Consider the following 15320-nt stretch of genomic DNA (forward strand, 5'->3'; position numbering starts at 1 on the left):
CTTGCGCAGGAATCTGATTAATTGTTTAATTAATAATTTTTTGGATTCCCATTTGCACAGGAATGGTACTATTAGTTTAGATTATTGCTAAAATGTCACTTTCCCTCATCATCAAGTAATCCTTGCCTTCCAATTTCAACTCGGTACCAGCATATTTTCCATAAAGAACGGTATCACCAATCTTTACGGTAATCTGCTCATCCTTTGTTCCTGGGCCTACAGCAATTACTTTTCCTTTTTGAGGTTTTTCTTTAGCGGTATCAGGAATGTAAATACCAGATGCGGTTTTGGTTTCTGCTGCCATTGGTTCAATTAGAACTCGGTCTGCCAATGGTTTAATCTTAACTTTAGCCATATTTATAATTTTAAATTGATTTTTATATTACTGGTTGTATTGGGCAGAAATTATGCCATTTCTTAAAACCTGACATAATGTAAAGCAAAAATGCCAGCTTGTCATTCAGGCTGGCATTTGTGCTTTTATATAGCAGAAAAATAAATTATAGACTATCTGTGGCGCTATTGGTATTTGATATAGGTGCAGGCACCTCTTCAGGAACCGTTTCTGGAACGGTTTCTTCAATATCATCGCCTTGTAGCAACTTTGAATCCGCATCACCGAAATTTCCCTTAAGGGCAATATTGGATGCTAAGATCAACACTATCAACAATGTGGCCAGTGTCCAAGTACTTTTATCTAAAAAATCACCGGTTTTTTTAACACCACCAACAACCTGGCTGCCCCCACCACCGAAAGAAGACGACAATCCGCCCCCTTTAGGGTTTTGAACCATGATCACCAACACCAATAGGAAGCAAACTGCGATGATAAGAACCAAGAATATTGTAAATGTGCTCATTCGTACTATGTATTTTCTTGTTGAATTTTTTCTACCGCTTTAATTCGGTCTGCAAAGAAACCACTTTTTTCTGGATATTTCAAACTTAAAATTTTGTATGCCTGGATGGCTTTTTTATACTTTTTCTGTTCCAGATATACCTTTGCCAGCGTCTCGGTCATCAATTCATTTTTGTCCAATTTTATGGACTCTTTAATATTGATTCTTTTGGTGGTCGAAGAGGCAGGGGCAATTTTCGGGTTGTTTTCAATGAACCGATCGATTAGTTCAAACTTTTTCTTCTTAATGACTTCTTTTTCCAGCGGGAAATCAACTTCCTCCTCCTGAGATTCATTTTTTACAGCTTGCCCTTGATTGCGCTCAATTTTTTTTGAAGAAGCCAATTGCAGCCATTCACTAAAAGAATGTTTCTCTTGCTTCGTAAAAGGGAGTGGTTGGCCGATTTCAAGCTCTTTTTCCGCTTTTTTTCTTTCAGCCTTTAGGGCTTTGTCAATTTCGGGATCTTTTGATATAAAAAGTTGTGGATCAAGAATATGATCGGCATCAGAAAGGTCTTGCGGAAGGGGTCTGTCCTGTGAATCATCTATCATAACAACGGGTTCTTCCGTATCTGATATTTTTTCTTCCTGGGCTTTTTCCACTTTATTAGAGCGTAGGGTCTTTCCCGAAATGGTATCGGCAATCGTATTCTGTAAGAAATCCTTGGAAGTAATAAAGTCGAACAGAACATCACGATCTGTGGTATAGGCAGCTGTTTTCTTGAGTGCGTTATTGTATTTAAAACTATTAAGATTTCTAAGGCCTTTTAAATGAAGTGCCCTAGCAGTTTGAAAATAGGGGTATTCCTCTAATACATCCTCCAATTGTTTGGTCTGTATTGGGTTAACGACCTTGTCAGGGTTTTGTAATAAATAGGTAAAATCCTGTACGTTCATATATTGTTAAAGGTTGGAATCTTTTAAATCGTAACTTCCAATTATTACAGTTGAAATTCAAAGATCAACTAAAAGTTCAAATATAAGATTACTGATCATTGTACTCTTTTTTCTTAGCTTTTTTACCAATCTGCTAGTGATTCATTGAAAATATCCTGGGTAATTCGTTCAAAGATCACCTCATGGGCTTCCGATTTAACAGATGATAATTGTGCATCACCATCGTAATCATAAAAAAAAGAAAATCGTTTTTCAAAATCGGCATCTTCTTTTGTTTTGTTATAGAAGCGAACATTAACCCCTATAGACAATCGATTCTGTGCGGCAGTTTGCTGTGCTGTGGCACTCATTGGGGAGATGCGATATTCCACAATTTCCCCTTCATACAATAAATCGGCATTGTTAGTATTAACGAGATCCAAACTTGTTTGGTTCAAGATCCTATCCTGAAGTGCTAAGGTGAAGTCACGGTCCATTCCAGGTTCAAAGGTAGAACCCGGACTTTGGGTCGCATAGTTCTGAAAGTAATTCACCTGAAATGTGGTGGCGGTACCAACATCACCACCGGTAAAATTATAGATACCACAACCCACAAAAGTGGAAAAAATGGCCACAACCAACAATGCTTTACTTAAGCGCTTCATGTTCAAAGATCGTATTGTTTTATTTTACGGTAAAGTGTACGTTCCGAAATACCAAGTTCAGCGGCGGCGGCTTTTCTTTTGCCTCGGTTCCTTTCCAATGATTTTTTAATCAACTCCACTTCCTTTTCCTGTAAAGATAGGGTTTCTTCCTCTTCTATTTCCTCTGCAAAATGGTACTTATCCCCTTGTGTCGGTTCATAGCCATTTTGTTCTATCGGGGGTTCGGGAAGTTGCAATACCTCCATGGTTTCGTTTTCTTCCTCTTCGTATTCTTCCTCATTGGTGCCATAGATTTTTTGGATAAGCCCTTCATTCTCTTCCTGCACTTTTCGGGTATCTTTATTCTTCAATAATTCCAAGGTCAATTTTTTCAAGTCGGTAAGGTCACTTTTCATATCGAACAGCACCTTATAGAGAATTTCACGTTCGTTGCTAAAATCGCTATCCCTTTTACTTTGTCCGATTACAGCAGGCAAATTCGTGCCTCCAGTAGCGGGCAGGTAGCTGTTCAAAGTGGTGGCAGAGATGTTTCGCTCCTCTTCCAATACCGATATCTGTTCAGCTATATTCCTTAATTGTCTAATATTGCCCGGCCATCGGTATTTAAGTAGCAATTGAACGGCATTGTCCTGTAGACGTATTGTGGGCATTTTATACTTCTGTCCGAAATCAGAGGCGAATTTCCTGAACAATAAATGGATATCTTCCTTGCGTTCACGAAGTGGTGGTATGTTGATTTCGACAGTACTAAGCCTATAATAAAGGTCTTCCCTGAATTTTTCCTTTTTTATGGCTTCGATCATATTCATGTTGGTGGCCGCGACAATACGAACGTCGGTCTTTTGAACCTGGGAGGAACCCACTTTCAAAAACTCACCATTTTCGAGCACCCTTAAAAGACGTACCTGTGTTGTCAAGGGCAGTTCCCCGACTTCATCCAAAAAAATCGTACCACCATCCGCAACTTCAAAATAACCACTACGGGTTGAGGTTGCCCCTGTAAACGATCCTTTTTCGTGCCCAAAAAGCTCACTATCAATGGTACCCTCTGGGATTGCTCCGCAGTTTACGGCAATATATTTAGCATGTTTTCGATGGGAAAGCGAATGGATTATCTTAGGTATTGATTCTTTACCGACTCCACTTTCCCCTGTGACCAGGACAGAAATATCGGTTGGGGCAACTTGAACTGCCTTCTCCAAAGCCCGGTTGAGCTTAGGGTCATTCCCAATGATTTCAAAACGCTGTTTTATTGCTTGTACACCTTCCATGTTATTTTGTGACTTCAAGTATAATTTAATTTGTGTGGCTTAATCCTACCCCCTCGCCAATCAAAGTGGCAGAGGTGCAGTCATGTATCCTTACATTGACAAAATCGCCCAACTTATAGGATGCTTTTGGGAAAACCGCGACTACATTTTGGGAATTACGACCCATCCACATGGAATCATCCTTTTTTGAGCTGCCTTCGATCAAGATTTCTTCAACCTTACCCACATGTTCCCTTGTTCGCAACATACAATGCTCGCGTTGTAAGGCAATAATTTCCGTTAGCCGACGCTGTTTTACCTCGATGGGCACATCGTCTTTCATTTTCCGAGCAGCCATGGTTCCTGGACGCTCTGAATAAGCGAACATATACCCATAATCATACTTGACATAATCGAGCACAGCCAAAGTAGCCCTATGGTCTTCTTCGGTCTCTGTCGGAAAGCCGGAGATCATATCATGTGAAAAGGCACAATCAGGAATTATTTTTTTGATATTGTCTATGAGTATAAAATACTCCTCAATGGTATGCAGCCGATTCATGGCTTTTAAGATGCGATTGCTTCCACTCTGGACCGGCAAATGGATATGTTTACAGATATTATCGTGTTTTGCCATCGTTTTGATCACCTCCAAACTCATATCCTGAGGGTTCGAAGTTGAAAATCGAATTCGCATTTTAGGTTCTGCCCGGGCTACCATATCCAAAAGGTCCGCAAAATCGATCGCTGTGGCAATTTGCATTTTGGTGGCCTTGTCAAAATCTTTTTTTAGCCCTCCACCATACCACAGATAACTATCGACATTCTGTCCGAGCAGCGTAACCTCCTTAAATCCCTTATCCCATAGGTCGTTTACCTCATCTATAATCGATTGAGGATCCCGACTTCGTTCTCGCCCTCTTGTAAAAGGTACCACACAAAACGTGCACATATTGTCACAACCCCTTGTTATTGACACGAATGCACTTACCCCATTACTATTTAAACGCACAGGTGATATGTCACCATAGGTTTCTTCTTTCGACAATACAACATTAACGGCTTCACGACCTTCATCTACCTCTTGGATAAGATTGGGCAAGTCCTTGTAGGCATCAGGGCCGACGACCATATCCACAATTTTTTCTTCTTCGAGTAGTTTGCTTTTTAAGCGTTCTGCCATACAGCCAAGGACCCCGACTTTCATATGTGGCCTTTTCTTTTTTATGGCGTTGTATTTTTCGAGGCGTTTACGTACCGTCGTCTCAGCCTTTTCACGAATAGAACAGGTGTTTACCAAAACCAGATCGGCATCCTCTAATTCATGTGTGGTATTAAAGCCTTCAGTGGCCAATATAGATGCTACGATTTCACTATCGGAAAAATTCATGGCGCATCCATAACTCTCTATGTAGAGGTTGCGTTTATTTTTATTGTCTTTTTCCAGGGAAAGAGTTTTGCCCTGGATCGATTCATCAATGATTTTCTCCATATATAGACCCCTAACTTGGGAAAGGGGGCAGCAAAGATAGTGCTTATTCCAATTTAATGACAAGTTGACAGTATATTTTAGTACTATTTTAGGGAATAGGACGTTAATTTTACGGCCATAAAATCAAGGGAACAATGAACTTCAAAGCATTATCGAATCGTATAGAAAACAGTAATCCATTAGATTTTGGATCAATTTTCAGTAAATCCATAGATTTATTCAAACAAGTATGGTTACAAGGCTTTATTATTGTCATTTTGACCTTTTTGACCATTATTCCTTTTTATGTTCTAATTTACATACCCCTACTTATTGCTGGGGTGACCGACCCTAAAATGTTGAAAAGCGAAGAGGTTCCTCCAGAGATTGTGATACCTATGGTGATTTTGATACCCTTGGTGTTTTTAGGGGTTATGACCGTAAGTCTTCTACTCAATGCGGCATTCTTACGAATTTGTAGGAACAAAGATTTGAACCTATCCAAGTCAGACGATTATTTTCATTATTTCAATAAGAAATATGCATCGAAAGCGTTTTTACTTTCGTTAATGATTTTGGGATTAATGGTGCTAGGGTTATTGGCATGTGGATTAGGGATTTTTTACTTGGTAGTGCCCATTTCCTTGATACCGGCTTTTTTGGCCTTTGATCAGGAATTATCGGCTAAGGAGATAGTGAAATCCAGTTTTTCATTGGGCAATAAAAATTGGTTGGTGATTTTTGGCCTTATAGTTATCATGGGATTGGTGACGGAATTGGGCATATTGCTTTGCTTTATTGGGGTATTTTTCACGGCTATGTTGGCTAAAATACCGGTTTATTTTATGTACAAGGATGCAGTTGGATTTTCTTCTGAACCGTGATTAGATTCATCCCTGATTTTTTTAACGCAACGCTAATGAGGTGCGTGCATCTTAATGGTATAACCCCATAAAAAAAAATTATGAAAAAGAATTTGTTATTACTTCTGTTCGTAGCATCATTGGGCTTGGTTTCCTGTGAAAAATCAGACGATGGTAAATATGCCGATTATTTGGTGGCCAGGCCTTTGACCATAAGTAAGGCCGAGTTTAAGAATGGCGTGGATATCATCGCCCCATTACCTATTAAAGAGTCTGGTAAAATCTATGCGTACCAAGATTACATTTTTGTAAATGACAAATACAGGGGTGTCCACGTAATCGATAATAGTAATCCGAATGCCCCAATTAAGATTTCGTTTATTAAGATTGCGGGCAATGTGGATATCTCAATAAAGGATGATTATTTATATGCCGATAGCCTAATGGATTTGGTAGTTCTCGATATTTCCGATGTTACCAATATTAAAATCGTAAACCGTTTGGATAATGTGTTGAGGGACAATATCGTCTGGCCGGCCAATGCTGATTTTTATGAATATGAAGGCGTTGATTATGACAATGAAATATTACTGGGTTGGGAGACGGTCACCGAACGCAGGCTTATATCGGAATATGAGGAAAGATTTACAAGGGACGGTGAAATCTTTGCCTTGGCTGAAGCCGCCAATGATGCATCTGTTGGCCAAGGAGGGTCTTTGGCCCGCTTTAAGATTGTCGGGGAATATTTATATGCCGTTGATAGTCATAATATAAATATTTTCAATATTCAGAATTTGGAGGATCCTAAAGATCTGGAAGATGTTTACGCAGGTTTTGACATCGAGACTATTTTCAGTAAGGACCAATACCTTTTTTTAGGAAGTATGCGGGGCATGTATATTTATGACATCTCATCTCCAGCTACACCGACATTCGTATCCGAATTTCAACATGGTACTGCCTGTGACCCCGTCGTGGTCGATGGGGACTATGCCTTCGTGACACTGAGAGGTGGTAATTGGTGTGGTGCGACCGAGAGTGGTTTGTTCATAGTGGATATCTCGGATATCGCGAATCCGGAATTGACCATAAGTTATCCGATGGATGGCCCTTATGGCCTCGGGGTAAAAGACGAAAAACTGTTCGTTTGTGATGGTGATTCCGGTTTAAAGGTATATGATAAAACCAATGTTGAGGAGTTAGTAGCCCTGAATCATTTTAAGAACATCAATACTTTTGATGTTATTCCTTTGGAAAATTCATTGCTTATGGTAGGCGAGGATGTCCTATATCAATATGAGTACTTGGACAATGAAATCAAGCTGTTGAGCACTTTGGAATTGGATTAGGTGGTAATGTGCAATCGAAACCATTTGATTATTTGTTTGCTTGCCATGAATTTTTACTCATGCACGGATAATGATGATTCCCTAAGTGGGAGATGTGCTTTAGAACCGGATCCAGGTGATTGCGAAGCGGCCATTCTAAGATATTTCTACGACAAGGAAGAACAAAGATGCAAGGAATTCATATGGGGAGGATGTGGGGGCGTAGTTCCCTTTGAAACTATTGAGGATTGTATGGATTGTCTGAGTCAATAAAGGCTTTGGTAATACCAACGATATCAATAGGGTATCCATAATAAACTTAATAAATCGTTACTGGTTACGGCCACAAAAAGCACCTTATTTTAAAAGGTGTTTTTTATACATATATATTATGGTATAATCGGTAATTAAAAAAATCAACTACTTTTGTGACTTGAAAAACTGATGAATGGCAAAGAATTTAGTAATTGTTGAGTCACCCGCTAAGGCAAAAACCATAGAGAAATTTTTAGGTAAGGATTTCAAGGTAGAATCCAGTTTTGGCCATATTGCCGATTTACCTTCAAAAGAACTAGGTGTTGATGTAGACAATGGTTTCAAACCCAAATATATTGTCGATAAAGAGAAAAAAGCACTTGTAAAAAAGCTTAAGGACCTGGCAAATAAAGCGGAGACCATTTGGTTGGCCAGTGATGAGGATCGGGAAGGGGAAGCAATTTCATGGCATCTTTCCGAGACCCTAGGATTGGATAAGACAAAGACAAAAAGAATCGTCTTTAATTCGATTACTAAATCGGCTATTCAGAAGGCCATAGAAAATCCCCGTGAAATAAACTACGATTTGGTTAATGCCCAACAGGCAAGAAGGGTGTTAGATCGTTTGGTAGGGTATGAGTTGTCGCCAGTACTTTGGAAAAAAATCAAACCAGGACTCTCTGCCGGTAGGGTACAGTCCGTTGCGGTACGATTGATCGTGGAGCGAGAACGTGAAATCGATGCATTTACCCCAATAGCCTCGTTTAGGGTTTCGGCCGAATTTAAAACGGAAAGTGGTGGTGTGTTCACGGCAAAGTTAGATACGAGCTTTACGACCAAGGAGGAAGCTGAAGCTTTTTTAAGGAAAAATATAGGTGCTGGGTTTTCAATCGGGAACTTGGATAAGAAACCCGCGAAAAAATCCCCATCAGCACCATTTACCACCTCGACGTTACAGCAAGAAGCTTCCCGCAAATTGTATTTTTCGGTAGCCAGGACCATGCAAGTGGCACAGCGGTTATATGAGGCCGGACTCATTACCTATATGAGAACGGATAGTGTTAACCTTTCAAGTGAAGCCATTAATGCCACAAAAGATGCCATTATAGATAATTATGGCAAAAAATATAGTACCGTTCGTAATTTCAAGGGAAAATCCAAAGGGGCGCAAGAAGCCCATGAGGCGATTCGCCCAACGGATATGACAATGCAATCCCCTTCCTTGGAGCGAGACCAGTCCAAACTCTACGATTTGATCTGGAAAAGAACCATTGCCTCACAGATGAGCGATGCCCAATTGGAACGGACCAATGTCAAGATCAAAGCCAGTTCCCATACGTATGAATTCTTGGCTAATGGTGAGGTAATCAAATTCGATGGCTTTCTAAAGGTTTATATGGAAGGGCTTGATGATGAGGATATGTCCGAAGAACAAGAAGGCATGTTGCCTCCAATGAAGGTGGGAGATGTACTCCATAACAATTTCATAACGGCTACTGAGCGTTTCTCAAGACCACCATATCGATTTACGGAAGCCTCCTTGGTTAAAAAATTGGAGGAGCTGGGCATAGGCAGACCCTCTACATATGCGCCGACTATCTCAACGATTCAGAATAGAGGTTATGTGGAAAAAGGTACGGTTGAGGGAGTCGATAGAAAATATACCCAATTTATACTACAGGCTGGGAATGTCAAGGAAAAACACTTAAAAGAAACCGTAGGTTCGGATAAAGGCAAGATGGTGCCCACAGATATTGGAATGATCGTCACCGATTTTCTGGTCGATCATTTTTCAAATATTTTGGACTATAACTTCACGGCCAAGGTTGAAGAAGATTTTGATGAGATTGCAGAAGGCGATGAGGATTGGCAAAAAGTGATGAAAGATTTTTATGCGGACTTTCATCCTATGGTCTTGCATGTTGAGGAAAATGCCGATCGCGCAAGTGGTGAAAGGATATTGGGCAAGGATCCAAAGACCGGCAAACAGGTTGCGGTACGATTGGGCAGATTTGGTCCAATGGTACAGATAGGTACTGTTGACGATGAGGAAAAGCCACAGTTTGCTAGTTTATCGCCCGACCAATCCTTGAATACGATAACCTTTGAAGAGGCCATGGACCTTTTTAAACTCCCTAGGAAATTAGGGCAATTTGAAGGTGAGGAAATCGAGGCTAACGTAGGTAGATTTGGGCCTTATGTAAAATTTGGCAAAAAGTTCGTTTCGTTGTCCAAAGGGGAAAGCGCTATGGATGTTTCTTTGGAGCGGGCCATAGAATTGATAAAGGAAAAACAGAAAGCCGATGCGCCTATTGCGAAGTATGAAGGTAAGGATGTGATAAAAGGAGTTGGACGATTTGGACCCTTTATCAAATGGGACGGTATATTCATAAACGTGAACAAGAAATATGATTACGACAACCTGGACCAAGCAGCTATCGAGGAGTTGATAGAGGCCAAAAAACAGAAGGAAATCGATAAGATTGTCCAAGTATGGCCAGAAGAAGGAATCCGTATTGAAAAGGCCAGATGGGGACGACATACAATTATAAAAGGGAGAACTAAAGTAGAGTTGGCTAAAACCGTTGATGCCGGAAAAATGACCTTGGAAGAAGCAAAGGCATTAATAGAGAAGAAATCCCCAAAGAAAAAACCAAAGGCAAAAGCTAAACCTAAAGCTAAAAAATAAGAATGGCGTACGATTTTTTGGTTCCTGTAGAAGATAGGGTTTTGGCCCATTCCGAATTATTACCCCCTCAGGCCCTCGGTAAACATATATATGCCCACACCAAAAACGATGGTCTGCCGGTTTTGGCCAATGCGACCATTGCCCTTCTAGGGGTCAGGGAATCTAGAAATGCATTTGAAAAGAAACCTGAAAAATTGGATGTTTCCTCAATTCGAATACAACTGTACAAGTTATTGCTTGGCAATTGGAATTCCACCATTGTTGATATGGGTGATATCGAAGAAGGGGAAACAGTTGATGACACCTATTTCGTGGTCAAGGAAATAGTGGCAGGATTACTAGAAGAAAACATCATTCCGATTATATTAGGAGCGACCCAGGACATCACCTATCCAGCTTACCGCGCTTTTGACGGTATACGGGATATGGTCAATTTAGTCACAATAGATAGTCGCTTTGATTTTGGGATGGAAGATGAGCTCATATCATCCCACTCCTATATGAGTAAGATCATCACCGATAAACCCAATAATCTTTATAATTTCTCGAACCTGGGCTATCAGAGTTATTTTATTGCACAGGAAGAAATTGATCTTATGGAGCGTCTGTTTTTCGATGCCTATAGGTTGGGTGAATTAATAAATGATATTTCATTGGCAGAACCTGTTTTGCGAAATGCGCATATGGTAAGCTTAGACGCTCGAGCCATAAAAGCCAGTGAAATTGGGATTTCTCCAAACTTTTCCCCCAACGGTTTTGATGGACGGGAAATCTGTGCCATTTCGAGATACGCTGGCCTTAGTGATAAGGTGAGTGTTTTTGGAATCTATGAAATGGAGAATATTGACCAATCGGCTCAACTCTTGGCACATATTATCTGGTACTTCATTGAAGGGGTCAATTTTAGGATAAAAGAATCCCCCTATTCAAAAACAGATGATTTCACAAAGTATACCGTGCCAACCGATACCGAGCATTTGGTCTATTATAAGAGCCATCTTACCGAAAGATGGTGGGTAGAGGTACCTTCAATTTTGACTTCACATACTAAAGCCGACACTGCGGCGTTATTACCTTGCACCGAAAAGGACTATTTGGATGCTTGTAATCAGAATATTCCCGAAAGGTGGTTTAAGGCTTATCGAAAAGGCTTTAACTGATTGAAAAAAAATAGTCGATAATCGTACTGCATACAATAATTTACTCAAAACGTAGTTTTAGAGAGTAGAATAATAATTGTGTTTGCATTTATAACCTTAATCGAAATTTAACCTAAAGTATGAAGAAGCTATTGTTATCATCTATAGCATTTGTTTTTTTACTCACCAGTTGTGGGTCCAAAACAAAAGGAGAGCTAACCGGCGTTCAAGGCAAAAAATGGTACCCGGAAAAACCTTATGGTATGGAATTAATCCCACGTGGATCTTTTATCATGGGTAAGAGCGAGGAAGACCAGGCCAAAGTTCTCAATGCACCAACCAAGACCGTTACCGTACGATCCTTTTATATGGATGACACCGAGATCACGAATAGTGAATACCGTCAATTCGTTGAATGGGTAAAAGATTCGATCACAAGAACAAAGTTGGCCATATTGGCAGATGAATTAGGATTAGGGCCCGAAGATGGTGGTATAGGTGAATTTGCGTTTAAAGACGCAGATACTACAAGAGCCTCGGTTTACGACAAGTATATGTTAGACAACTATGCGGGCATGGGCGAAACAGGATACGAGGGTCGAGCCTTGAACAAAGACCAAGATTTGATTTGGGATACTTCCGAGTATCCCGACGAGTATTATACAGAAGTAATGGACTCTTTATATATTCCAGAGGAGGAATCTTATAATGGTCAAAGAACTTTCGAAGTTACTTCATTAAAATATAAATATAGTTGGATGGATATTGAAGCGGCCGCTCGATCAAGAACCGGTAGTAGAAAAGATTTCATCAAACACGAGGAATTAGAGATCTATCCAGATACAACCGTTTGGATCAGGGATTTTGAATATTCTTACAATGAGCCTATGCATAACGATTATTTCTGGCATGATGCTTATAGCGATTATCCTGTAGTTGGTATCTCATGGAAACAGGCACAAGCCTTCTGTAATTGGAGAACCAAGTACAAGAACGATGATCAAAAAAGCAGAGGCAAACAATTTGTGAATAAATTCAGATTGCCTACCGAAGCAGAATGGGAGTATGCCGCAAGAGGTGGCATCGAAGGGGGTACATATCCTTGGGGTGGCCCTTATGTCATCAGTGACACAGGTTGTTTTATGGCCAATTTTAAACCACAACGTGGTGACTATGCGGCAGACCAGGCCTTGTATACTGTAGAAGCCAAGTCTTACGAGCCCAACGATTTCAATTTATATAACATGGCGGGGAATGTCTCTGAATGGACAAACTCGAGCTACGACCCAAGTTCTTATGAATACGTATCTACCATGAACCCCAACGGTGGTGATGGTAGCAATGAAAGAAAAGTGATTAGAGGAGGTTCATGGAAAGATGTTGCTTATTTCCTACAGGTGAGTACAAGGGACTATGAATATGCAGATTCCGCCCGAAGTTATGTTGGGTTTAGAACCGTACAGGATTATATGGGTGAAGAAGATTCAACACAATAAATTTTATAATACGATTAATCATAAATACATCCCGAAGGTTATCGGGAAAAAAAATCAAACTTTAACCAAATACTTATTATTAACATAACTAAAATTAAATTTAAAATTATGGCACAGTCAAAATCAACAAAAAAATTATTCAACATGGCCTACGGGCTTGGGGCATCGGTCGTTATTATCGGTGCATTGTTCAAGATCCTTCACTGGGAATTTGGTCCTTTAACAGGTGGACTATTACTGGCAGTTGGTCTTATTACCGAAGCTCTTATTTTTGCCATTAGTGCATTTGAACCAGTAGATGATGAGTACGACTGGTCTTTGGTTTACCCAGAATTAGCCGGCGGTATGGGCGGTAACAGAAAAAATGAAGCTGCTGAGATCAAAGAGACAGAAACTTCGTTGTCCAAAAAATTGGATAACCTATTGGAAGAGGCAGGTATTGATGCAAGTCTTATGGAAAGCCTTGGTTCCAGTATTAAAAATTTCGAAGGTGCAGCAAAAGGTATCGCCCCTACAGTGGATGCCATGCAATCTACCAAGAAATATTCTGATGAAATGGTACAGGCAGCCGCTCAAATGGAATCTTTGAACAGTTTATATAAAGTTCAGTTAGAAAGTGCAAGCAGACAAGCTTCGGTTAATGAAGAAGTAGTTCAAAATGCAAGTGCACTTAAAGATCAAATGGAATCTTTGGCTACAAACCTTTCTTCCCTAAACGGTGTTTATGGTGGCATGTTGAGTGCAATGAATAGAAACTAATTAGAACATTAGTATAAACCCAAATCAATTAATCAATAATATCTAATTAGAAAACATGGCAGGAGGAAAGCTATCACCACGTCAGAAGATGATCAATCTTATGTATTTGATCTTCATCGCAATGCTGGCGTTAAATATGAGTAAAGAAGTTCTATCCGCTTTCGGTCTATTGAACGAAAAGTTAGAGGCTTCTAACGTAAAAACCACGGAGAACAATTTAGCGTTCTTAAACGGTTTGGAAACCAAAGCATCAGAAAACAATGAAAAATTTGGACCATTGTTGGAAGATGCCCGGAAAATAAAACAAATGTCCCAAGACTATTATGATTACTTAGAAAATCTCAAAAAGGAAATGACCGAAGATGTTGATGATCCAAAAGACTATCAGGTTATGGACAAAACGGATTTTCTTGATCAACGATTTTTTCAAGGTGACAATCTTAGTGCTGAGGGAAAGGAGTTCATGAAAAGAATCAATGATTATCGTACACAGGTTGCCGCAGTTTTGCCGAAAGATTTAGAGGAAGTCAAAGCTTCTTTGAATACCAGGTTTGAGACCGGTGATGCCAATGGTAAGGTCGAGAATAGGGATGGCAATAAATTGGACTGGTTAAACTATCATTTTGAAGGATTTCCTTTAGTGGCTTCCTTGACCAAGATAACCCAATTACAAGCCGATGTCAAGGCAACTGAACAAGATGCTTTAAAAGCTATGTTACAGGGTCAGTTGAGTACTGAGGTATCGATGACCAATTATACTACATTGTTGGAACAGGAAAAGTCTGCTTTCTATGCCGGCGAAAAGTTTTCAGGAGCTGTTGTACTGGGTCGTAAAGATGCCACTACTAGACCAAACGAGGTTAATTTGACTTTAGACGGTAGAAAATTGAATGAAGGTTCGGATTATGAGATCAAAGAAGGCCAAGTAAAATTATTGGTAAGCGCTGGTGCTCCTGGTGATCATAAAATTGAAGGTAACTTGGTATTTATGCAAGATGGTGAACGAACAGAAGTTCCTGTATCATCTACATTCGCAACAATCTCGAAACCTAATGCCGCTTTGATCGCAGCTGATAAGATGAATGTGGTTTATCGTGGTGTTGCCAACCCAATGTCAATATCGATACCAGGTATACCCAACAACAAAGTTAGTGCTTCCGCTCCTGGTCTTTCCAAGAGAGAAGGTAGTAAGTATATAATGAATCCAGGTAAAGGAAGAACAGTTACGATTACCGCGTCAGGGAAGTTGCCTGATGGCCAGACCGTATCTTCCAGATCCGAATTCAGGATTAAGGATATACCAAGACCTGCAGGTTCTATTAGAGGTGAAACCGGTAGCACAAAAATGCCAAGAAAGAACTTGGAGATTGCTACGGTTGGAGCTTTATTGGAAGACTTTGATTTTGATTTGAATCTTAAGGTAAGTGGATTCAAATTCAAAGTACCTGGTCAACCTACCGTAAGTGTTAATGGTAGCAAGCTTGACTCAAGGGCTATTTCAGCTTTAAACAGAGCCAAACGTGGTGATGCAGTTCAGATATTTGATGTGAACGCATACATTACAAATAACAAGAGTTATAAACTTAAAAAGGTGTCTCCGGTTGTTGTGGAGATCACGAACTAATAACAAT

Annotated in this window: 14 protein-coding genes; 8 read left to right on the forward strand and 6 right to left on the reverse strand. The window is 40.0% G+C overall.

Features of this window, described 5'->3' with window-relative positions:
- Positions 1–76: 76 nt before the first annotated feature.
- The 6 genes from HPE63_RS13365 to miaB all read right to left on the reverse strand — a co-directional run bounded on the left by HPE63_RS13365 (position 77) and on the right by miaB (position 5181).
- Positions 77–355 (reverse strand): co-chaperone GroES, encoded by a 279-nt coding sequence (locus tag HPE63_RS13365; protein WP_188314768.1) that lies wholly within the window; start codon positions 353–355, stop codon positions 77–79.
- 145 nt (positions 356–500) lie between these two features.
- Complete coding sequence (gene secG / locus HPE63_RS13370; protein ID WP_188314769.1) at positions 501–860, reverse strand: preprotein translocase subunit SecG; 360 nt, start codon at positions 858–860, stop codon at positions 501–503.
- A 5-nt stretch (positions 861–865) separates the two neighbouring features.
- Positions 866–1795 carry a hypothetical protein gene (locus HPE63_RS13375; protein ID WP_188314770.1) on the reverse strand — a complete coding sequence of 310 codons (930 nt, stop codon included), beginning with the start codon at positions 1793–1795 and terminating at the stop codon, positions 866–868.
- Between the two features lie 122 nt (positions 1796–1917).
- A complete protein-coding gene (locus tag HPE63_RS13380; RefSeq protein WP_188314771.1) occupies positions 1918–2439 on the reverse strand; it encodes an LptE family protein in 522 nt (173 codons plus the stop codon).
- 2 nt (positions 2440–2441) lie between these two features.
- Positions 2442–3710 carry a sigma-54 interaction domain-containing protein gene (locus HPE63_RS13385; protein ID WP_188314858.1) on the reverse strand — a complete coding sequence of 423 codons (1269 nt, stop codon included), beginning with the start codon at positions 3708–3710 and terminating at the stop codon, positions 2442–2444.
- A gap of 25 nt (positions 3711–3735) precedes the next feature.
- A complete protein-coding gene (miaB, locus tag HPE63_RS13390) occupies positions 3736–5181 on the reverse strand; it encodes a tRNA (N6-isopentenyl adenosine(37)-C2)-methylthiotransferase MiaB (protein WP_188314772.1) in 1446 nt (481 codons plus the stop codon).
- 134 nt (positions 5182–5315) lie between these two features.
- On the opposite strand from miaB, the gene HPE63_RS13395 reads away from it, so the two are divergent.
- The 8 genes from HPE63_RS13395 to porM all read left to right on the forward strand — a co-directional run bounded on the left by HPE63_RS13395 (position 5316) and on the right by porM (position 15313).
- Positions 5316–6044 carry a hypothetical protein gene (locus HPE63_RS13395; protein ID WP_188314773.1) on the forward strand — a complete coding sequence of 243 codons (729 nt, stop codon included), beginning with the start codon at positions 5316–5318 and terminating at the stop codon, positions 6042–6044.
- A gap of 80 nt (positions 6045–6124) precedes the next feature.
- Positions 6125–7372 carry an LVIVD repeat-containing protein gene (locus HPE63_RS13400; protein ID WP_188314774.1) on the forward strand — a complete coding sequence of 416 codons (1248 nt, stop codon included), beginning with the start codon at positions 6125–6127 and terminating at the stop codon, positions 7370–7372.
- Between the two features lie 45 nt (positions 7373–7417).
- Positions 7418–7624, forward strand: a complete 207-nt coding sequence (locus tag HPE63_RS13405; RefSeq protein ID WP_223198153.1) for a BPTI/Kunitz domain-containing protein — start codon at positions 7418–7420, stop codon at positions 7622–7624.
- Positions 7625–7799: 175 nt separating this feature from the next.
- Entirely contained in the window at positions 7800–10295 is a 2496-nt protein-coding gene (gene topA, locus HPE63_RS13410) for a type I DNA topoisomerase (RefSeq protein ID WP_188314776.1), read from the forward strand.
- A 2-nt stretch (positions 10296–10297) separates the two neighbouring features.
- Complete coding sequence (locus tag HPE63_RS13415; protein WP_188314777.1) at positions 10298–11455, forward strand: formimidoylglutamase; 1158 nt, start codon at positions 10298–10300, stop codon at positions 11453–11455.
- A 119-nt stretch (positions 11456–11574) separates the two neighbouring features.
- Positions 11575–12930 (forward strand): T9SS ring complex lipoprotein PorK/GldK, encoded by a 1356-nt coding sequence (gene porK / locus HPE63_RS13420; RefSeq protein WP_188314778.1) that lies wholly within the window; start codon positions 11575–11577, stop codon positions 12928–12930.
- A gap of 108 nt (positions 12931–13038) precedes the next feature.
- Entirely contained in the window at positions 13039–13689 is a 651-nt protein-coding gene (gene porL, locus HPE63_RS13425) for a type IX secretion system motor protein PorL/GldL (protein WP_188314779.1), read from the forward strand.
- A gap of 55 nt (positions 13690–13744) precedes the next feature.
- Complete coding sequence (porM, locus tag HPE63_RS13430) at positions 13745–15313, forward strand: type IX secretion system motor protein PorM/GldM (RefSeq protein WP_188314780.1); 1569 nt, start codon at positions 13745–13747, stop codon at positions 15311–15313.
- The last annotated feature ends 7 nt before the right edge of the window (positions 15314–15320 follow it).

It is taken from the genome of Maribacter arenosus (genome assembly GCF_014610845.1).
Lineage (GTDB): Bacteria > Bacteroidota > Bacteroidia > Flavobacteriales > Flavobacteriaceae > Maribacter_A > Maribacter_A arenosus.